This window comes from Bacteroides luti, assembly GCF_900128905.1.
GTDB classification, from domain to species: Bacteria; Bacteroidota; Bacteroidia; order Bacteroidales; family Bacteroidaceae; genus Bacteroides; species Bacteroides luti.
The window spans coordinates 1-22,214 of sequence record NZ_FQTV01000022.1; the positions used below are offsets into that span (position 1 = coordinate 1).

At 35.3% G+C, this 22,214-nt stretch carries 15 protein-coding genes and 2 pseudogenes; 8 read left to right on the forward strand and 9 right to left on the reverse strand.

Translation table 11 applies throughout. The features are described from left to right. Nucleotides 1-232: 232 nt before the first annotated feature. Nucleotides 233-2,236: a glycoside hydrolase family 97 protein gene (locus BUC21_RS15110; protein ID WP_073403952.1), complete on the reverse strand. Its 2,004-nt coding sequence runs from the start codon at nucleotides 2,234-2,236 to the stop codon at nucleotides 233-235. A gap of 276 nt (nucleotides 2,237-2,512) precedes the next feature. On the opposite strand from BUC21_RS15110, the pseudogene BUC21_RS15115 reads away from it, so the two are divergent. Both BUC21_RS15115 and BUC21_RS15120 read left to right on the forward strand, forming a co-directional pair. Next, nucleotides 2,513-3,895, forward strand: a pseudogene (locus tag BUC21_RS15115) (alpha-d-galacturonidase). 28 nt (nucleotides 3,896-3,923) lie between these two features. Continuing rightward, the gene (locus BUC21_RS15120) at nucleotides 3,924-4,589 is read left to right on the forward strand and encodes a GDSL-type esterase/lipase family protein (RefSeq protein ID WP_073403954.1); all 666 of its coding nucleotides are present in this window, start codon (nucleotides 3,924-3,926) and stop codon (nucleotides 4,587-4,589) included. A 374-nt stretch (nucleotides 4,590-4,963) separates the two neighbouring features. On the opposite strand, the gene BUC21_RS15125 is transcribed toward BUC21_RS15120, so the two are convergent. The 4 genes and pseudogenes from BUC21_RS15125 to BUC21_RS16660 form a co-directional block, all read right to left on the reverse strand. Further along, nucleotides 4,964-5,890: a hydrogen peroxide-inducible genes activator gene (locus tag BUC21_RS15125; RefSeq protein ID WP_073403956.1), complete on the reverse strand. Its 927-nt coding sequence runs from the start codon at nucleotides 5,888-5,890 to the stop codon at nucleotides 4,964-4,966. Between the two features lie 433 nt (nucleotides 5,891-6,323). Next, the gene (locus BUC21_RS16650) at nucleotides 6,324-7,190 is read right to left on the reverse strand and encodes a beta-galactosidase small subunit (protein ID WP_262483236.1); all 867 of its coding nucleotides are present in this window, start codon (nucleotides 7,188-7,190) and stop codon (nucleotides 6,324-6,326) included. Between the two features lie 60 nt (nucleotides 7,191-7,250). Then, nucleotides 7,251-9,545 (reverse strand): annotated as a pseudogene (locus tag BUC21_RS16655) (glycoside hydrolase family 2 TIM barrel-domain containing protein); the annotation flags it as partial. Between the two features lie 168 nt (nucleotides 9,546-9,713). Next, nucleotides 9,714-10,205: a helix-turn-helix domain-containing protein gene (locus BUC21_RS16660; protein ID WP_394332771.1), complete on the reverse strand. Its 492-nt coding sequence runs from the start codon at nucleotides 10,203-10,205 to the stop codon at nucleotides 9,714-9,716. A 389-nt stretch (nucleotides 10,206-10,594) separates the two neighbouring features. On the opposite strand from BUC21_RS16660, the gene guaA reads away from it, so the two are divergent. Both guaA and BUC21_RS15145 read left to right on the forward strand, forming a co-directional pair. Beyond that, nucleotides 10,595-12,118, forward strand: a complete 1,524-nt coding sequence (guaA, locus tag BUC21_RS15140) for a glutamine-hydrolyzing GMP synthase (protein WP_073403960.1) — start codon at nucleotides 10,595-10,597, stop codon at nucleotides 12,116-12,118. Nucleotides 12,119-12,274: 156 nt separating this feature from the next. After that, nucleotides 12,275-13,171 carry a helix-turn-helix transcriptional regulator gene (locus tag BUC21_RS15145; protein ID WP_073403963.1) on the forward strand — a complete coding sequence of 299 codons (897 nt, stop codon included), beginning with the start codon at nucleotides 12,275-12,277 and terminating at the stop codon, nucleotides 13,169-13,171. A 32-nt stretch (nucleotides 13,172-13,203) separates the two neighbouring features. Here the strand turns inward: BUC21_RS15145 and BUC21_RS15150 are convergent, their stop codons facing one another. From BUC21_RS15150 to BUC21_RS15160, 3 genes are read right to left on the reverse strand one after another with little or no spacing between them, the layout of a single operon-like run. Next, nucleotides 13,204-13,443 (reverse strand): hypothetical protein, encoded by a 240-nt coding sequence (locus BUC21_RS15150; RefSeq protein ID WP_139261466.1) that lies wholly within the window; start codon nucleotides 13,441-13,443, stop codon nucleotides 13,204-13,206. Nucleotides 13,444-13,471: 28 nt separating this feature from the next. Beyond that, nucleotides 13,472-14,308, reverse strand: coding sequence for a hypothetical protein (locus BUC21_RS15155; protein ID WP_073403969.1), 837 nt, complete (start codon nucleotides 14,306-14,308; stop codon nucleotides 13,472-13,474). Nucleotides 14,309-14,349: 41 nt separating this feature from the next. After that, nucleotides 14,350-15,135, reverse strand: coding sequence for a hypothetical protein (locus BUC21_RS15160; RefSeq protein WP_073403971.1), 786 nt, complete (start codon nucleotides 15,133-15,135; stop codon nucleotides 14,350-14,352). A gap of 750 nt (nucleotides 15,136-15,885) precedes the next feature. On the opposite strand from BUC21_RS15160, the gene BUC21_RS15165 reads away from it, so the two are divergent. The 4 genes from BUC21_RS15165 to BUC21_RS15180 are packed head-to-tail and all read left to right on the forward strand — an operon-like array spanning nucleotide 15,886 to nucleotide 18,764. After that, nucleotides 15,886-16,725: an ABC transporter ATP-binding protein gene (locus tag BUC21_RS15165; RefSeq protein WP_073403974.1), complete on the forward strand. Its 840-nt coding sequence runs from the start codon at nucleotides 15,886-15,888 to the stop codon at nucleotides 16,723-16,725. A gap of 11 nt (nucleotides 16,726-16,736) precedes the next feature. Further along, nucleotides 16,737-17,573: a hypothetical protein gene (locus BUC21_RS15170; RefSeq protein ID WP_073403976.1), complete on the forward strand. Its 837-nt coding sequence runs from the start codon at nucleotides 16,737-16,739 to the stop codon at nucleotides 17,571-17,573. A gap of 4 nt (nucleotides 17,574-17,577) precedes the next feature. Continuing rightward, nucleotides 17,578-17,958 carry a GntR family transcriptional regulator gene (locus BUC21_RS15175; RefSeq protein ID WP_073403977.1) on the forward strand — a complete coding sequence of 127 codons (381 nt, stop codon included), beginning with the start codon at nucleotides 17,578-17,580 and terminating at the stop codon, nucleotides 17,956-17,958. Then, nucleotides 17,955-18,764: a hypothetical protein gene (locus tag BUC21_RS15180; RefSeq protein WP_073403978.1), complete on the forward strand. Its 810-nt coding sequence runs from the start codon at nucleotides 17,955-17,957 to the stop codon at nucleotides 18,762-18,764. The genes BUC21_RS15175 and BUC21_RS15180 overlap by 4 nt, the downstream gene beginning before the upstream one ends. A gap of 903 nt (nucleotides 18,765-19,667) precedes the next feature. Here BUC21_RS15180 and BUC21_RS15185 read toward each other — a convergent pair. Next, complete coding sequence (locus BUC21_RS15185) at nucleotides 19,668-22,196, reverse strand: glycoside hydrolase family 31 protein (protein WP_394332772.1); 2,529 nt, start codon at nucleotides 22,194-22,196, stop codon at nucleotides 19,668-19,670. Between the last annotated feature and the right edge of the window lie 18 nt (nucleotides 22,197-22,214).

The following is a 22,214-nucleotide window of genomic DNA, read 5'->3' on the forward strand; positions in this document are numbered from 1 at the left end:
CCAAACAAGAGATTAAATGACAATCTATTCAAAGAACTCATTGAGTTTGCGGCTATTGCAGCATAGCTCGATACTATTTTATTAACTAACTATTGTAATCATGCACAGCATACCATAAAAATGGGGGTTGTTCAATTTTCATTGAACAACCCCCATCTTCGAGATCAAAAAGCTATTATAACTACTGGTTAGGTTGGTAAAACTATTCCTTTTTTCATTGTAAATACCATATCTACAATTGATTATTATTCTTCAATTTGGGGAGACTCTTAATTTCTTTTGCTGTAGCAGGAACAAAATGCATGGCTACTCCCCCACTTGCTTTTACTGAAAGGTTAAGCATGTTATCTCCATTCACAATATATTTAGAAACACGCACATGTGTTTTAGTTTTAACTGCATCATCATCAGTATAAATGCTTGCTACATATTTTTTTCCTTTATCCAGAAAATTAAGTGGAACAGTAACCATACGGGCTTCAGTGTTGGTAATGGTTCCTGCAAACCATTCATCTCCACTACGACGGGTTGTAGTTATATATTCACCAATCTCTCCATTAATTACTTTTGTATCATCCCAAACCGTCTTCACTTTATCGAAGAATTCAATTTCCGGTTCACCGGTATAAGCTGATGGTTGGGCATACCAGTAAAGGAATTGAAGCGGACTATAATAAACAACAGACAAGGCCAACTGATGTGCATTTGTGTTTTTTACACGTGAATTGTAATAACAAACAGTATAATCAGCAGCTCCGGCAAGAAAACGTGTAAAAGGAAGAGTTGTATTATGTGTTGCATCCGGCATTTCTTCATTGCCACGAATTCCTTCCTGACTCATAAGATTTGGATAAGTACGACTGAAACCGGTAGGACGATACTCGTCGTGAATGTCCACCATCAATCCGTATTCTGCACACTTCTTCACGGCTTCGTGCATCCAGGTAGTCCAGCGGTTTGAGCCAACCTGAACAAACCCAAACTTAATACCTTTCAATCCCCATTTCTTATAAAGTGGAAGAATAGTGTCAAGTTGCTGAAACAATGCTCGCTGATTTACGTAAACAAATACTCCAATACCTTTTGAAGCAGCATAGGCAGTAAGTTCCGGTATATTCAAATCTCTGGTTTCAGAAACTTTTGCTGCATCCGAACTCATTTTTGTTTCCGGGCCATACCATCCTGAATCAAGATGAATATATTGCAATCCTCTTTCTGCAGCAAAATCTACGCACAACTTTGCATCAGCCTGAGTAAGTTTGCCAACACGTATTACTTTTCCAGGCTTTATCCATGATGTATTTTCCAATTTATTTTCCGGATTCAAGTTCAAAATAATATTATTATGCTCAATTAAGTCTCCCGGCCGTTCAGCCGCCATAATCACTCTCCATGGAGTTGAATAAGGAGAAATTATATCAACTTTATCATAAAGTGAAGCTTGCAAAGTGTTGCCTTTTATTGCATTCAAGCGAAACTTCATACGAGAGTAGTCAACCATTTGTGCTTCGGCAAGAGCCACAGTTAAACCATTTTCCAGTTTCAGAGTAAGCGGACGTTCACACTCATCTTTCCAATCCTTTAAAGGAAGAAGTGAATAAGGTCCTTGCGCCCATCGCTCATAATACGCCTGCGTATTCTCTGGGAAAGAGAACTGAGTCTGCTCTCCGGTGATATGTAAGAAAAGCCCGTTACTTGTTTCAGGGAAGAAATAGCGCAAAGCTACGCCTTCATTATAAGCACGAACAATTATATCCATGCGGTAAGCACGACGTTTATCATATCCATCGGTTGGAATGGCTGAATTTCCGTTTCCATATTTTTCGAACTTAAGAGTTAGCTGATTATAATTGTCTCTGATTATACTTTTCTCGCCATATACAGGTTTCCAGCTTGTATCTACTGATGAACAATCAGTTGCAATCAAAGCAAGATTTTCACACCAAAGATGACAAGTATCATTGGGCACGCCCAATGCTGATTCAAACAATTGGTTTTCAATCAGAACACCAAGCTCTGATTCTTTCATCACTTCTCTTCCTTTAAAAGAAAGAGTATAATACATTTGCTTTGTTCCGGGAGCAATTTGCTTCTGATAAAAGGTAAATTCATAGGCACCATCAGGAGATTTTAGCTTTTGTTCAGTCTGCTTAATAATTGCTTGTGCAAATGCAATAAATGGCATTAAGCTAAATAGTAAAGCAAAAAAGAATCTCTTTAAATCACACGTTCTCATTTCGTATTATTATTTGCAGTTTATATTTCTTATATAAACTATACGAATATAAGAAAATATATACTCAAAATAAAGCGTAATTTATTCTCTTGAAGAAGATTATTATTAGTAATCCATTTCTCTGTCTATATTGTAAGGCTGTTTAATATCTTTCTTGTATAAATTTCTAGAGGTTATGTACACAATAACATATTTACTTAATGAAAAATGCTTTTCTTTGCATTGAATTCTGATAAGTAAAAAGAATCTAAAGGAATTAATCTACGAAATAATACTATGAAAATTAATTTTTTAAAATGTCTCGCAGGAGTCGTTGTATATCTGCTTACATCATCTTTTACCGCTCCTAATGGTAATTATAGCACAGTAAAAGTAAAAGCTCCCTTCCCAATGCAGCCTATTAAGGTTTTCAATTATCCGAAACAGGATTTTCCAATTACAAATTACGGAGCCATTGAAGGAGGCATTGCCGACAACACAAAAGCTATAGCCTCAGCCATTGAAGCATGCAACAAAGCTGGAGGTGGACGAGTTGTTATTCCCGCGGGAACATGGCTTACAGGGCCTATTCATTTTAAAAGTAATGTAGACTTGCATCTTGATGAAAATGCAGTTTTGCGCTTTTCTGATAATCCATCCGACTATTTGCCGGCAGTGCAAAGCTCTCTGGAAGGAATGGAATTCTATAATTATTCACCTCTGATTTACGCATTTAGATGCGAAAATATAGCTATCACCGGTAAAGGAACAATTAGTCCAAAGATGGATACATGGAAAATATGGTTTCCACGCCAGAAGTATTACATGGATGCAGCCGGAAAGCTTTACACGATGATGTCTACAAACGTTCCTGTTGAGGAAAGACAATTTGGAAACGAGTGAAACAGAATGCGTCCTTACCTGATACATTTTAATAGATGTAAGAACATCATGCTGGATGGATTCAAAATAAGGGAAAGTCCTTTCTGGTGTGTACACATGTATATGTGCGACAATGGTATAGCACGTAATCTTGATATAAAAGCTCACGGACATAACAACGATGGTATAGACCTGGAAATGACTCGTAACTTCCTTGTAGAAAACTGCACGTTTGATCAGGGAGATGATGCTGTTGTTATTAAATCCGGAAGCAATCAGGATGGCTGGCGTCTGAATACCCCCTGCGAAAACATAGTAATCCGCAATTGTTCTATTCTTCAAGGACACACGTTATTGGGACTAGGCAGTGAGTTATCAAGTGGTATACGTAATATTTATATGCACAACTGCACTGCTCCTAAATCTGTATTACGACTGTTCTACATTAAGACCAATCATCGCAGAGGCGGATTCGTTGAAAATATTTATATGGAAAACATTAAAGCAGGAAAAATGCAACGAGCTTTTGAAATTGACACCGATGTATTGTATCAGTGGAAAGATTTCCCTACTTACGAAACACGTATCACTCCTATTCACGATATTCACATGAAAAACGTTACCTGCGAAGAAGTTGATGCCATTTACGAGATAAAAGGCGATGAGAGACTTCCGGTTGAGAATATTGAGCTGAAGAACATTCATGTAAACAAGGTGAATAAGTTCATTAAAAAGGTTAGCAATGCCAGGAACGTAAATGAAAAGAGTGTAACTTATACAAAGTTAGCCGGACAATAATATTTCTAATATAAAATCTAATAAAAAAATGAAACGAATTTCTTATTTATCGCTTATAGGTGTGCTGCTGTTTTGCTGCAACCTTACATTTGCTCAACAGAAAGTAATTAAAGTGGCTTGTATTGGTAACAGTATAACTTACGGATCTGGCATTAAAGACAGAAACAAGGATGGTTATCCAGCTGTATTGGGAAGATTATTAGGGAGCAACTACGAAGTGCATAACTTCGGAATTGGGGGAAGAACCTTACTTATGAAAGGCGATCGCCCTTATATGAAGGAACAAATATTCCAGGATGCATTAAGCTTTCAACCGGATATTGTAACCATCAAACTGGGAACAAATGATACTAAGCCTCAGAACTGGAAATATAAAGAGGATTTTAAAAAGGATCTTGTAACGCTTATCAATGCATTCAAGCAGTTGCCTTCAAATCCTAAGATCTATCTTTGTTTCCCTGTTCCTGCTTATGGTGTAAAATGGGGAATAAACGACAGTACTATCACTCGTGAAGTTATTCCATATATTAAAAGTGTGGCAAAAAAGATGAAATTGAAAACTATTGATTTACATACTCCAATGAGTGGTCTACCAATGTATTTCCCCGACCAGATACACCCCAACGAAGCTGGTGCCAACCGAATTGCCGAAGAAATTTATCGGGTGATAAGCAGTCAGAATCAGAAGAATTAATCAGCAGATAACAACTCAAAAAAGAGAGTGTCTAAAAAAGTTAAGATGCCCCCTTGTAGAATCGGATATTTGATTTCAGTCTCCATTAGGAATACGAATTAATTGAGGGTGCCAAATACTTTTTTTTGGCGCTCTCTTTTTTTATGCGAAGTCGGCTTAGGAATAAGAGAAATATAGCCAGTCAGTTTAGTATAACCACAGAAACTGTAAAACTCAGTCTAGGAAAAGTCATAATAGCCACAAGAAAGGTAAACCTATTCCCAAAAAGATAATATATAGCAAGAACAAGTTCTATTCATTCACCAATGGATTGAATTTATTGGTGAATGAACTTAATCTATTGACCAATAAAATAAAATCATTGGCCAATAAATTCAGACTACTCGTTGAGTTTTTTGCAGCGTCAGCATTTCCTTTGGTACAGACAAGCGAATACTTTCCTTTATCATGTTCAATATTGTATAGCGCACAAAGTCTGTTTTTGTCACAATACTTATTTCTCGGGTAGGTCGAGGTATAGCAAATGGACGTACAAGCTCTTTCTGTTCCTGACTAAGCTGATATGATGCCAGCTCCGGAATAAAGGTTATTCCCTTTCCTCCTTCTACTATTCTCATAAAAGTCTCCATACTTCCCAAATGATAGGCAGCCTGATGAAGTTTAACCGTTTCGAGCTGGCAAAAACGCATCAACTGATCGCGGAAACAATGACCTTCATCCAAAAGCCAAAGCCTTTCTCCACTAATATCTGTAGAACGAATCATCTCATTTTTAAAGATCGGTTCCTTGCGGGCCACATATCCCAGAAATTGTTCATAGAAGAGTGTATCGGCCTGCAGAGATTTGTCGGTCACAACTGTAGCAAGTATTGCCGCATCTACTTTTCCCGCAGCAAGGGCAACCAGCACATCCTGTGTTTTCATCTCCGTAACCCGGATATCCAGATCGGGATAATCTTCCATTAACTTCGGGAAAAACCTAGGAAGCAGGTAAGGCGCTATAGTAGGCAATATGGCCAAACGAAAAACTCCTTTTATAGAGTGACCTTCTTCCTGCACTATTTCCTTTACCTTTGAAGCATGCTCCAACACCGCACGTGCCTGCTCTATAATTTTATATCCAATAGAAGTGGGCTGAATGGGTTGCGTACTCCTGTCGAATATCTTCGCTCCAAGTTCTTCTTCCAACTTTTGAACCATCGCGCTCAGGGTTGGCTGAGTAACCATGCAATGTTCTGCCGCATTACCAAAATGACGGAACCTGTCCACTGCAAGAATATATTCCAATTGCTGTATAGTCATACTCTATCCATTAATTACATATTATAGATTTCATCTATACAAAGATAGAAATTATCGGTTGGAAAAGCATCCTTTCGGGTTTATCTTTGTATCAACAAAATAAAAATACAAATCTTTAAAACAAAAACAATATGAAAACTTTAGATTATATAAAATTGTCACAGTAGCCCAGATGAACGATTACCAAAAAGAGCAGGAAAAACTAGTATGGATGCTAACTGCTTACCAAAACAAATAGTCACAATCACTATATAAGCAAACGGCCGGAGAATATTTTTATCAGATACTTCCGACCGCTTTTATTTTTCATATAGCTTTCTGTTACATTATTCTATATATAAGCTTCTGGTTACAGGCTAGGCAGTTTGTAGTTTTGGTTCCACACTACGTCCATATAGCCATGCTACAACTGTTACAAGTCATTTTGTTTTAATTACTTTGATTGCAATAACTGTATAGTATATGTGAACTGACTATTATCCGACCAAACCATATATTTATCCAAAGGTCTTGGACCACAACCATTAGAGCCTACACCTAATGTTTTAGTTGAAAGACAGAAAACTGTTGCAGTACTTACTGGCAGATCTATTTTATATTCAACCGGGAACATCTGTTCGTCTGTGTGAGGCAAAGCAGAGAACTGCATTAAGTTCTCATCAGAATTTATTAAAAAGTCGGGCATACTATTTCCTGTTCCTGCAAATTTCACCCATCTTACATCTTCATGGTTTCCGCGATCCATAGGCTTTTCATATTCGTATTGATCATTTACACCTAATTCATAAAGACCTACATCTGCCCCACTCTTGCGATCTGAATAATTCTCTATTGGGCCACGACCAAAATATGTCATACGATCTAACTTCTTATCGAGAATCATACGTACGCCAATATGTGCAAGATTTATTCTTAAGCCAATAAAGTCAATTTTATTATCAACCTTCACAGAGCCGTCACCTTTAATAGTATAGGTAGAAATATGATACGCACCAAATCCTTCTTTACCATCATACTTTATAGTTGAAGTTACTTTTGCTGTGCATTTATCAACAGTTTCTACTGTCAGATCAACTAAAGTATTTTTTAGGTTATTTATACCAAATTTCTCCCAGTCTCTGTTTGCCCACATATCATCATTACGGTGAGCTGCGCGCCACAAATGAAGTTTTGGTGAGCCATCAGAAGTTAAAAGATTTACTCCGTCTTTCATCAGCTGACTCATTAAACCTGTATTCTTATCAAAGGTTACAGCAAATCCAGTTCCTGCCACCTTTATAGACTGAGCATCCTGACTCACCTTGACTGGAGAAGTTACTTTTGCCTCTTCAACAGGAAGAGTACTTACTGGTAGCTTAAATTGTTCGGAAGCAACTTCGAATCCTTTATCAGCCCACATTGTTTTATCCTTTTGAGTATAAGAGATACGCAAATAATATTCAGCTCCGGCTTTAGGATTTTCTATTTTATACGGAACAGAAATCCAACTTTCTCTGAAAGGCTAGATACGAGGCAATTTCAACACGCCTTTATCAATTTCTTTTCCATTTTCAGTCAACGTCCATGAAGCATCAAAACCATCCAATGAAATAAACTGGAATTTATTTCTTATTTTAATAGTTCCCGATGAAGGTTCAACCAATTCTGTATCAATCCATTGGAAAGCTTTCTTCATTTCAGGATAATGAGGCTTGATAGTTTTTCTATCCCAGGCTACTACACCTTTATGAATAAAATAGTGATCGTTAGGGAATTCGCCAAATCCGCCACCATAAGCTAAGATTGGATGTTCCGGATTTCGTTTGTTCCACAATGCCTGATCCTGATATTCCCAGATAGCTCCACCAAGTATCTCCGGATTATTGTCAAAAACCTTAGAGTATTCATCCAATGATCCCATAGAATTGAACATTGCATGAGCAAATTCACAAATATAGAATGGTTTAGTCAGCTCTTTATTCTGAGCAACCCAAGCAAAATCAGACGGAGTACCATACATTCTTCCATCAAAATCAGAAGGATTATTTTTACCCATGCCGAAACGTTCGTAATGTACAAAACGAGTAGGATCAATAGACTTAACAACATTCATTGCTGATACAAAATTTGATCCAACACGTCCGTATTCATTTCCAAGAGACCAGATAATTACTGACGGATGGTTCTTGAAGTTTTCTGTATTTGCTACATTACGATCTATTATTGCAGCTTTCATGCGTGGCTCTTCATCAAGCTTTCCATCGTAACCATGACATTCAGCATTTGCTTCAGCAACCAACCAGATGCCCCATTCATCACACAACTCATACCAACGTGGATCATCCGAATAATGACAAGTACGCACGTGGTTACAGTTACCTTGCTTAATAACTTCCAGGTCTCTGATCATTTGTTCTTCTGTTATGGCATGACCAACAGTCGACCAATGTTCGTGACGGTTTACACCTTTCAGCTTTATCGGAGTTCCATTTACCTGGAACTGACGTCCTTTAATCTCAATCTTACGGAATCCGGTACGAGAAGATAATGTCTCATTAGTTCCCTTACCGCCTTGCAAAGTAAGAACTGTAGTATAAAGTTTAGGAGTTTCAGCGCTCCACTTCTCTGGATTATTAACAGTAAACTTCAAAGCAACAATTGCTTCCTGTCCTGGTTTTAAAGCTGGAATATTTGTTACAGCAGTTGCCCCTTCTACCGGTTGACTGCCATTATAAAGTGAAGCCTGTAATTTCTGTGCCTGAGAAGGTTGAGAGCCATAGTTCTTAACTTTTGCAGAAACGCTCAATTCTGAATTCTTATAATCTTTATCCAAATCTGTCTGAACAAAGAAATCGCGAACGTGAGTCTGCGGAGCACTCCAAAGCGTTACATTGCGGAATATGCCACTTAATCGCCACATATCCTGATCTTCCAGATAACTGCCAGAGCAATAACGATAAACCTCAACAGCTACCATATTCTTGCCTGGTTTTACATACTTGGTTAAATCAAATTCTGCAGCATTACGACTGTTTGTACTATAACCAACTTTCTGTCCGTTTACCCAGATAAAGAAAGCAGCATCAACACCATCGAAAGTGATGAAAACACGACGGCCATTCCAATCTGCCGGAACATCAAAGTCGCGTCTGTAACTACCTACCGGATTACGTTCCTCATAAGCTGTATAATTTTTAGATGGCTCGCTCATTACATGAGGAAAATCTATCTTAAAGGTGTAACCTATATTTCTGTAATAAGGAGTTCCGTATCCCAACACCTGCCAATTTGATGGCACCGGAATTTCTTTCCAACCGGAAACATCATAATCGGTTTTATAGAAATCGACAGGGCGCTGATTTGGCCATGCCACCCAGTTAAATTTCCACATGCCATTTAAAACATGGCAATAAGACGATTTATGTCTTTTTGCCTTCAAAGCTTCATCCAAAGAAGCATAAGGCATCAGAGTGGCATGAGCCGGTTCTTTGTTTATACCAAGACATTCGGGATTTTCAATTTCCGCAGGAAAATCTTTCCCTGGAACCAATTGAGTAACATTCTGAGCACTGGCTGTTGATAAAAGGGCAACAGCCCCAATAAAGAAGGTTAGCAGTTTTGTTTTCATTATTATTAAATTTATTAGCACCACAAATATAAGAAAATCAGGAAACATCTACACTATCTGCTACTAAAATGCACAAAAACCCTTTGAAGAAGGGTTTTCAACTAGTAGCAGATAAAAAAAAATAAACTATTCATCTGCTACTAATAATAGTTATCTACCACCAACTATTTACTTTAGTAAGCCCGGCAAATATATTAAATCACTCAGATAATCGTATTAATTTGAAGATTTCATTTGCTGGATATATTCATTCGGAGTTATTCCTGTTAGCTTCTTGAACAACCGAAAGAACGAAGCACGCGAACTAAATCCACTTTTCTCATATAATACAGTTAGTGAGCATCTTGAATTCTTTGAATCATTGGCCAAAGCTTTAAACTCAGCAACACGATATTCATTCACAAAATCAGAATAATTCTGATTCAGATATTGATTAAATACATAAGAGAGTGAATGAGAAGAGCTATTTATTGCATGTGCTAAATCAGAAATCTTTAAATTAGGATTAATATATGGCTTATTCTTTATCATATATCTGGTGAGATTATTATAAATATGCTTACATTCTTCGTTACTCAACTTAGCAAATTTATACTTTTCTTCGTTACGCTTTACATGTTCTTTTTTTGAAGATCCTTTATCTACAGAATCCAGTTCTTCAATATCAGCAAAAGAGGGAGATGGAGCTAGAGTTTCTTCAGTTTCCAACGGCAATATAATCTCTTCTTTTTCAAACTGTTTTTTTTGAAAAAATTTTCTACAGACAAGAAATAATATAGCAAAAGAAAAAACTATAACTAAACTCAATATTAAAAGAAAAAATGGACTTAGCATAACATTATTCACTTCAAGCAAATTTATAAAAGTTTCACAAAAATAGTTATTTCTCAGGACTTACTGTGTTCAATTATAAAAAAATACGCCCTCAATTTTAGGAAATAAAAAGAATGTAAACCCATTCCAGTAAAGATAATTATTGGTGATAGAATTTAATTTATTGGCGGTAGATTTCAAATTATTGGTGAATGGTTTTTATTTATTGGCGAATAATGTGTATTTTTGCATGCATAAAATTCCAAACTATACATTATTATATTATGCAAGAAAAGATTATCATTCTTGATTTCGGTTCACAGACCACCCAACTTATTGGTCGCAGGGTTCGTGAGCTGGACACGTATTGCGAGATTCTACCTTACAACAAATTCCCTAAGGACGATGAATCTATAAAGGGAGTTATTCTTTCCGGAAGCCCTTTCTCTGTATACGATGATGCGGCTTTCAAAATCGATCTAAGCGAAATCCGAGGAAAATATCCTATTTTAGGAATCTGTTATGGTGCACAATTTATCGCTTATACTAATGGTGGTAAAGTTGAACCGGCTGCTACTCGTGAATACGGACGTGCTAATCTTGGTTCTTTCTGCAAAGACAACGTATTGTTTAAAGGAGTAGAAAAGAACTCACAGGTATGGATGAGCCATGGTGATACTATCACTGCCATTCCTGATAATTTTAAAACGATCGCTTCAACTAATGAGGTTGCTATCGCAGCTTATCAGGTTGAAGGCGAACAAATATGGGGCGTACAGTTCCACCCTGAAGTATTCCACACAACTGATGGTACACAGATTCTTCGCAACTTCGTTGTAGATGTTTGCGGATGCAAGCAAGACTGGAGCCCTGCTTCATTCATTGAAAGTACTGTTGCTGAGTTGAAACAACAACTTGGAGACGATAAAGTGGTTCTTGGCCTTTCAGGTGGTGTTGACTCATCTGTTGCTGCTGTATTGCTTAACAAGGCAATTGGTAAGAACCTGACTTGTATTTTCGTTGACCACGGAATGCTTCGTAAGAATGAATTCGAAAATGTATTGACTGATTACGAACACTTAGGTCTTAATGTAATTGGTGTAAATGCAAAAGATAAATTCTTCAGCGAACTTGCAGGCGTAACTGAACCAGAACGTAAACGTAAGATTATTGGTAAAGGCTTTATCGATGTATTCGATGAAGAAGCTCATAAACTGAAAGATGTGAAATGGTTGGCTCAGGGTACTATTTATCCTGACTGTATTGAATCTCTTTCTATCACAGGTACAGTAATCAAGAGCCACCACAATGTAGGTGGTCTTCCAGAAAAGATGAACCTGAAACTTTGCGAACCTCTTCGCCTTCTTTTCAAAGATGAAGTTCGTCGTGTAGGTCGCAAATTGGGTATGATGGAGCATCTTATCAACCGTCATCCTTTCCCGGGTCCTGGTTTAGCTGTTCGTATTCTTGGCGATATCACTCCAGAAAAAGTACGTGTACTTCAGGAAGCAGATGATATCTTCATCAGCGGACTACGTGAATGGGGACTTTACGATCAGGTATGGCAAGCAGGTGTAATCCTTCTTCCGGTACAGTCTGTAGGTGTTATGGGCGACGAAAGAACATACGAAAATGCAGTAGCACTTCGTGCCGTTACTTCAACCGATGCCATGACAGCCGACTGGGCTCACCTACCTTACGAATTCCTTGGAAAGATTTCTAATGAAATCATCAACAAGGTAAAAGGTGTGAACCGCGTTACTTACGATATCAGTTCTAAGCCACCTGCAACTATTGAATGGGAATAGTATCGTTCCTTTAGGGGAATAACTTGAGATATTTTGGAAAGAGACTAGACATTTCTGTTGAAATGTTTAGTCTCTTTTTTATGTATAAAATTCGATTACAAATAAAACAAAACGAACAAACTTATTATCTTTGTGTAAAACTTAAAGTCAATTAAAATGTCTAAGGTCGATTGTTTAAAACGTTACATCAATATAATCCAATGTATACAAAGTCACAAAAATGGGTATCCATCTAGAAAGGATATAATTGACTTTTTAGAAAATAGAAAAGATGTAAAAGGACTTTCTGAGCGTACTTTCAGGCATGATATTGAAGATATTCCTACAATTTTTGGCATTGAGATAAAATATAATTCTCAAGAAAGAGGGTATTATATTCCTAATAATGACAATAATCCATTAATAAATATCCTTCTTGAATCATTCGAAATTGTTAATGCATTTGGAGGATACAAAGCATTGCCTGACTTTATTATACCAGAAAAACAACGTAGCCGTGGACTTCAACATTTAATACCACTCAAAAAGGCTATTGAAGAAAGCATATTGGTCGCATTTAATTATAAAAAATTTTATCCTGAGATTGAACAGAAAAGAAAGATAAAACCTTATGCATTAAAAGAAAGTCGTGGCAGATGGTATTTGTTAGGGATTGATTATGAGAAAGAACATGCCACACTCAAATCATTCGGTTTAGATCGTATTGATAATTTAGAGATTAGCACCATTAGATTTAAAAAAGAAATAGAGCTTGAAGTCTTAATAAAAAACTATGATCATAGTTTTGCCATGTTTACAGATGGAGAGCCAGAAAGAGTTATTCTTTCTTTTGATCTTCGTGATGGAAAATATGTTGAAGCTATGCCTATTCATAAATCTCAGATTATAACATACAAAAATGATAGGGTTCAAGTAGAACTTTACATTTGCATAACTCTAGATTTTATTATGGAACTAATGTCTCGCAGCTGGTCATTAGAGATTATTAAACCTATTTCACTTCGTGAGCGTATGCACAAAATCTATCTTGATGCAGCCGAAAGAAATAAATAAGTTTTATCTCCTTCAACTGTATCAAGAATATTCTAAAACCAACCTTTCTTTTTTTCTTCCTTAACAGGGGTTATTGATGCTCCAAAATTTCTGATATTTGGAATTTTAACACTAGGATAATGAACTTTCACAAAATCTTCAATGACTTCATAACGATTAGCTCCATTAAATTTGGCTGCCATAAATTCTTCCATCTCCACGGTCTTATTAATAATTACAGGACCATTTAGTTGACCTGTACCTTTAACTGTCACCTTATACATTTTTGCCATAACATTTAATTTAAAATAAAAAATATACTTAAATTTCCCAATTAAAGGATTCAACTAATGATCTTATTTTTGAAAAAAATCTTATACATCCATTCTCTTCTTGAAAAACTTGTCCGTAACTATTGCCAGCATTGGTCATTAAACTTGAAACAGCTACAGAAGCATTTTTAGATAAATTTCTCTTATTAATTTTATCGACCAAATCGTCTCTGCTCATATTTTCGTCAGAAACAACCATAGCTATTATTTTATGAACATTAGTATATGGTTTTGAAGCCCACAACTTTATTTTTTCTTCTACTGTTTTATAGTTCGAATTAATAGATTCTGTTATTGCTTGATCTTCGTAAGCTATATGAGCTGCAATTTCCTCTTTACAGTCTGTTGCTTGTCTTTGTATGCTGTCATAATGCGACTTAGCATATTCCGAAAGATCAGACTGAATGCAGTTTATTTTTTCTTTATATTTAGATTGCACAACAAACTCTTCAATTTTAGCTATTCTCTGCTTCCTTATAGATTCGTCTAAGTCGCCCAATATAGATGTATTATTTAAAATAAAATCTTTGTAATCTTTAGATGATTTTGCGCCATTAGCTTCTTTTGTTGTAGGAACAATATTGCCATATAAATTTAAGCCACATGCTTCCCTATTATGTGGAATTAGATGGTCTTGTACAATTTTCTTTTTAGATAATGACACACCTGTATATGCACATTTATGATCAAAAAACTTAAGAGTTCTATCCCAGTCTTTTTCGCTAAATCCGCCTAACTCTTCACTAACATCACATAATAGATTCCTGACAAAAATATTTGCAGCATCAGCTGGATACGTTCTTTTAAATGATTTTTTATTTTCCATAGAATTTTGTTAATTATACTGTAAATGTAATTAATTTATTTTTATAATCTATTCAATACACAAATTTTCACGATTTCGTACCACATACTTGAAGCCATCAAATATTCATTAGGCACCTTTGAAAGATATTTATCATATTTTACAATCTTCTCCAGATTCCATTCCATTGCCGAATTATTGACTATATTTTCCCAATCAAAACGATCCTTATAACGTTCTATAAAATCAGAATCAAAATTAATCTTTTCATTTTCAGATATTACTGACCAATCAATATAGTTCTCAAACTCTTCTAGAATTCTAAAACGAAAATCTCTGATATCATTTGAAAAAGGCGGCATTGTAGAGATAGATTCTGAAAAAGCAATCCAATCCATCATATCAATATTCTCTTTAATAAAATCGATTTTCCAATAAAAATTAGGATTACTGCACAACGAAGGCCAGTCTATATGACTCCTATAACGATAAATTATATCAGAATATTTAATCTGTACATTTCTGCAAAGAACTTTCCAATCAACCTTTTCTGCATAAACAGCTAGCAAAAAAGCAAAATCTACTTTATTAAAGAACTTATTATCGGCAATAATATATGATAAATAATGCCAGTCCCAATAATCTTTATAAAGTTCTATAAACTCCACTGACCAAGGTAAGGTCTCATTCATAGAAAGAGCCATCCAATCCAGCTGCTTAATATTAAAACTCAAAATATCAAGCTTATTTGATAAGTCTGATTCCGAAATGCAGCTATTAACGGCATTTTCTAGTTCCTTTTTAAATAACATATAAAAATTGCTTTTCACAAATTCTTCTATTTCCATAATGACTCTTTTACAATTATTCTACAAAGATCTATACGCTGTAGGTCAAAATATGACCTACTATAAAAATATATAGTTCTGTTGTTTTTTATATTTAGTAATAAAAAGGCAACCACTTGTTTTTCAAACAATTATAAAAAGCACTTTCTTAGTGCTATTTTTTCTTTCACTATATCTGGAAGGATCAATAATCTTCTTATTTTATAAGTTATGATTGATAAACGATGCAAATTCAATGTTTTTATTAATCATAACTTATAAAAATTCCAATTCAAAAAATATAAAATATTTCTTCTATTTGTTTTGTTATTTCAAATTATCCTTTTACATTTGCAGTGTACCACTATTATAGTACACTATTTTAATATCTATTTATAAAATATAAGGCTATATACTAAGTAATCAGTTATTTAAAGTTAATACATATATAATATGTAATTGTACAAAGAATAATTATGATTCAATAAATAGTAGAATAGCAGATTCAGAAGAGATTGTGCTGTTTACTTTATTTTAGGTATACAATTTACATATATCATAGCCAAAGAACTTAACATGAATATTACTGAGATTATTATATAAAAGTATTGTATTGAGTATTTAATTTAAAATTGTAGAACAATGGTTATAGTAGCCTTTATCGTAATTATAATAGTGATGCTAGTAGCATGATTACTGTAGTACAGCTGTTTCTAATTAGTAAACTGCAAGTTTGGAGTAAATGATAATTAAATTATAAATTGAAATAAAATGCTGAAAATTGAGAATCTGTCCTTTGTATACAAGAGGTCACAAAAAAAACTATTTGATAACTTTTCTCTATCGGTTGAGAAGGGTAAAGTTTATGGTTTGTTAGGAAAGAACGGCGTGGGAAAATCAACTCTTTTATATCTTATTACAGGGCTTTTAATGCCAAAGAGTGGAAAGGTTAATTTTGACAACGAAGATGTATCTAAAAGATTGCCTAAAACACTTCAGGATATTTATATTGTGCCCGAGGAATTTGATTTACCTCCTATTTCTTTTCGCAAATATATAGAATGCAATAAATCATTCTATCCTCGTTTCAGTGAAGAAAACCTCGAGAAGTATCTGCATTGCTTTGATTTAAATATGGATGTGCATCTGGGAGCTTTATCAATGGGACAAAAAAAGAAAGTTTATATGAGCTTTGCATTAGCTACAAACACTTCTCTTCTTGTTATGGATGAACCAACAAACGGATTGGATATTCCAGGGAAAAGTCAGTTCAGGAAGTTCATAGCATCTGGAATGAGCGATGAAAAGACGATCATTATTTCCACTCATCAGGTTAAAGATGTTGATAACCTACTGGAACACGTAATTGTGATGGACAGCAATAAAGTTTTGCTGAATGAATCTGTTTCAGAAATTTGTCAGAAGCTATTATTTGTAGAAACTTCCAGTAATGATTCTGCAGAAGAAGCACTATATATTTCTCCTTCCATTCAAGGGAAAAGCATGATTCTTCCTAATAAAGAGAACGAGGAATCGGCTATTAATCTTGAGTTATTGTTTAATGCTCTGCTAACTGATACTGACAAATTGAAAGTTTATCTTCAAAATTAAAAATCAAGGTTATGATAAAAAATAATTTTATAAGTTTTAAGCGCTTTACTCTTCTCTATAAAAAAGATTTTATAGAAAACTGGAAAACAACACTTCTTCGTTTTGTGATGTTATATGCCATAATGGCAATTATATTTACTTTTATGGGGCTTTCTGAACTCGAATCAAGAACTAAACATAATTTTAGTCCTTGGTATGGAGGTATTTATTATCTGAGACCTGCCATATTTCTTTTCTGGGGATTTGGATGTCTTTTCGCATCATTAATGATGGAAAAAATGAAAAACAAAACTAAGAGGATTGCATATTTGATGACTCCGGCAACAAATTTTGAAAAATTCTTCTCAAGGTTTCTGCCCGTTGTTATTGTATTTATAATCGCTTTTTTCCTTGCTTTTAAATTAGCCGATTATACCAGAATAGCAATACTCTCAATGCGTTATCCAGAATTCAACATAACTGCTATAAATATTTCACAGGGATTATGTAGTCAAAATCTAGATTCAATGACTCATAACTGGATGGAATTAACAGCTCTGTTTTCTATATATCTATTTTTCCAGTCTTTATTTATTTTAGGAAGTACTTTGTGGTATAAGAACCCGTTCATCAAAACTCTTGCAACAGGCATAGTAATAACTCTGCTTTTTTATGCAGTAGATGCCTTATTGGTAAATTCTCTGTTCAATGAAAGTCAGTTGTTCAGTGCAGGAGATTATTGCGGGGAAATAATAGAAAAATGGATTACAAGGCGAAATCTTATCTTGTTTTTCTCTTTTCTGACTCTTTTTAACTGGGTTATCTCATATTTCCGATTTAAAGACTCTGAAATTATTAATAGACTCTAAGCGTATGAACTTTAAAGAAAGTAAAGCTATTTATTTGCAGATAGCAGACAGAATATGTGACGAGATTATCTTCGGGCAATATCCTGAGGAAGAGAGAATTCCGTCAGTCAGAGAATACGCTTCTATAGTCGAAGTTAACTCAAATACAGCAATGCGCTCATTTGATTATCTTCAGTCTCAGAACATAATTTACAACAAAAGAGGCATTGGATATTTTGTATCTGCCGGTGCAAAGAAATTAATTTTATCTCTACGCAGGAAGCGTTTTATAGAGGAAGACCTTGAATGGTTTTTCCATCAAATCTACACGTTGGATATTCCTATGGAGAAAATTGAAAATATGTATAACGAATTTAGTAAGAAACAAAATAGTATCAGACAATGAGACGCACAACAGTTATATTATTAGCAATCTTATCATCGGTGTTATTATTATCGGTGATATTTATTATTCATCTACGATTTTTTGCCCCGATTGATAAAACTGAAAAAAACTTTTTATCAAATGATAACTTTTCCGGCAAGGTCGATTCAATAAACGTCTCCTTGTATAAGGTTATCAGATTTGTTGATGAGAATAACAATGAAGTGAATGATATATCAAGTTCGTTAATGGTTCAGCCATTTAAGAATGAACAACAAAAAGGTATGTTCTGCTATCCAAAAGAATTATCTTTTATGATAAATAAGCAAGTATCGGGCGATACACTTATTATAAAGCTAAGTTATTCGGAAGAACATTTGACTGATCTTCTTGATAAATACAAGTCTAAGAGAATGCATGCTAACTTCAGTCTTTATACAGACTCAGCTTCTACGTTGTCGATAAAAAATGAATCCAAAAAGATGGGAACAATCTTCAAAAATATTACATTGAAAGAAGCTACTGTTTATGGAGTTAATGAAATCGTTATAGATTCATGTAAAATAGACCGATTAAACATTTCGGGCTATCATGCTCAAATTTCTCTTGCCAACAATAAGATAAACATCTTCAGTATAGATCTTGAGAATCTGAATAACTGGAAGGTAGATAAATGTGATATCAACGAAGAACATCTTACAGGTAAGGGAAATAATTATGTTAGCTTACCTAAGACTGAGTGCAAAAAGATGGTATGGAAGGGTAAAACAAAAGATTCAGAGATCAATGTTTCTCTCAAAGCAGACAAAGCAACTATTTCATTCTAGTATAGTAAATAAATCATTTTACTACAAAATAGAGACTATCCATTTATACAAAAGGTTGATAGTCTCATTTTTTTTGAAAGAATGAACCTTATTCCTCAATTTCTTGCATGAGCAACGCACAAAATAGGAAAGTTGATAATCACTTGCAGGGTGGAGATTTTATAAGTTATGATTGATAAACGACGCAAATTCAATGCTTTTATCAATCATAACTTATAAAAAAAACAATATCTTTTATCTACATTGCCCTAGATTGATTCCTGTATTTATCAATCTTAGGAATAGTTTTGTGCATGATGCAAATCCCCTCTGAAATATAAGTTTTTTTTGGGTGGGGAGGTGGGGAGAATAGATGAATTTCTATAACTTTCCTGAAAAAAAATAGAATAAGTGTTCTTATTATAGGAATGATATAATAGAAAAAAAATAGAAAGTTATAGAAAACACCCCTTCCTCCCCACCACCCAACCCTTAATTGGTTTCATTATTAAGAAATATAGCGACATCAGAATCCTACTGTAAGCTCTGGAATACTGCTTCAGGAATCTGTATTACAACTTTATAAATACTGATAATCAAGCTTTTAGAAGCATGAAAAAGTCCCGCCGGCTTTTCAGAAAAGCAGGCGGGACTTTGAATAAACTCCGGCGGGAGTTTGGTTAAAGTCCGACCGGAGTTTTATAACTGCCTATAATAGGTTTACAGATTTTGCTATTATCGCCAAGATTAATTTACAATATTTTCTTATTCCTAATTAGGCTTTACAGTAAGTATATTATTCACAAATTCGGTTTACATTATTTCAATGAGTAATCTAACTCTGAAGTTCTGTTATCAAGAACAAGAAAGCTTGGATATCCTAAAAGTTTTACAGACGTTGAGGTTATATACTCATTTCCACATTTACTTCACAGCATTTATAAACCAGTCAATAGTTTCCTGATTTAGTTTGTGAGCTTGCAGAACCGCAGGCAAATTAGCATAATTTACTCGGAATGCCTCTATTCGTTGCTTAAACTGGTTAGGATAATAAGTGATGCATCCACCGGCCGATTCCATTGTTCCTAGTTCTTCATTCAGTACGATACCTGCTTGTTTCTGCTTAAGCTGAAGGACTGCAGCACGAACGTGGCGCATCTGAGCCTGAAGACCGTCTGTTACTTCCAAAGCATCTGTTGGATAAGTTATTTTAAGGACTTTCTCCTTACTACAATCCGTTTCAGGTACATTTACAGTAAGGCTTAAGTCATTGCCATCGTATGTAAAGTCTGTCAGAACACCATTTACCATTACACTTTCTGGAACTGCAGAAGCTAGAACTTTAACTTTGAAGTTTCTGTTTGAAGGCATATCAGGATAACTTCCCTGACGAGCAGCAATCTTCACCGTCAATACATGACCTGCCTTTTCTGTTGATAACAGAGTTTTTGCATAATGAGTTGCATAGTCTTTATCATTGCCATTATCTTCGTACATTTCAAAAGATCCTTGCTTACCGGGGAATACAGTCACCGTTACAGGTTCATTGTTATTTTGCAGATTCTTCACTTTATCATATAAAGGCAATATTGAACCGGCTTTTACATAAACAGGATATTCATCAAGATTAAATGTTCGTTCAATGGATTGTCCTCCCTTTAATAAAGTGCCGGTATGCCATTCATACCAATCATTTCCTTCCGGCAGCCAAACCTTAACAGTCGACTTATCATTTTTCATCGGTGAAGTAATTGGGCAAACCAGCAGATTATCGCCAAACATATATTCATTCTTATTCTCATAAGCTTCTTTATTTTCAGGATAATCATAATACATAGGGCGACAAAGAGAGAGTGCTTCATCGTATGTTTTACGGGCCATTGTATAAACATAAGGAGCCATCTGATAACGTTCAAGAATCGTATTGCGAATAACTTCGAGGTATTTCTGACTAAAAGCCCAAGGTTCTTTGTTCAAATTAGAGTTCTTTGTAGAGTGGGTACGAAGAACTGGACTCAAAGCACCAAACTGAAGCCAGCGCACATAGAGTTCCGGATCAATATTATTAGCACCCATGTGACCACCAATATCATGACTCCAATAACCATAAAGCACATTGGAAGCTGTTGAATTGAAATATGGCTGAAAATCAAGTGAAGCCCATGAAATATAAGAATCACCAGAGAAACCTATCTGGTAACGGTGGTTTCCTAATCCTCCCCAACGGTGATAAAGTAACGGACGAGTTTCACGGTTTCGTTCCATATCAGAGAAAACAACATAATTAATCCACCATGTATTACTCAAGTCCTTGAATTTTCCATCATTAAGTTTTTGTTGCCAGTCGAGCCACCAAAAGTCGATACCTTTCTTTTCCATTGGACGAAGAATTGTATTAAACCATCCACTCATAAACTGTTTGTTTGATCCTTCGTAAGGAATGAGCTTTGTTGAATCGGGATTCACTCCCATCCATTTTGCCATAGCAAGAAAGTTTTCTTCGTAATTGGCAATACCATCGGCAGGATGAAGATTGAGAGTTATCTGAAGCTTGTTTTGTTTCAGATATTTCAAAAATCCGTCAGGATCGGGGAACAGGCGACGATTCCATGTATATCCGGTCCATCCACCTTTACCAGCCTCGGTATAATGCCAGTCCATATCTACAACCAATACATCTAATGGAATATTATATGTATTAAAGTTACTGATAAGGTTGCGTAGCTCATTATCGGAATAACTCCAGTAACGTGACCACCAGTATCCGAAAGCATAACGAGGAGGCAATGGTACTTTACCCGAGAAAGTTGTGAAATCTTTCAGGGCCGACTTATAATTATGACCATAAGCCATGAAATAAAAATCCTGTCCAGCCTTATTTTTACGTTCGCTTACCCAAGGCCAGTCGGAATTATCAAATAAATAATTCTTTGAATCGTCAATAAATGTCCATCCATCAGTAGACAGCAATCCGTCTTCTATAGGCATAGGTTTATTGTCGTGCTCGTGAATGCTTCCATTGTATCCGTCGAGTGTACGGTAAGTTCCTTTCAGATTACCTTTTTGTACATCACCGAATTTCCAGATTACACTTTTATTATCCTTTAGAAATTTGACACGAATATTTTTGGGGGTAAAGCGTCCGCTACCAACTTTATAGTTTAGCTCCGCTTCGGATGTTTTGATGGTTAACCAACCACCTTTGACACTTTGTGTAAACTGTGGTACCTGCAAGTTCCTATTTACAGCCAAAAAAGAAGCCTGATCATTAAACAGCTTAGTGCTATCCCATTCCATACGTATTACACGGGGAGTTATTACTGTAAAACGAGCATCCCCCACCCTGACTACAGCTGTCTGATTTACTTTGGTTTGATTACTTGATACTGCCTGCATACAAATAGATGGCACAAGCAATATCATTGAAAGAACAATGTTTTTAAAAATTTTCATGATTAGATTTGTTTAGAC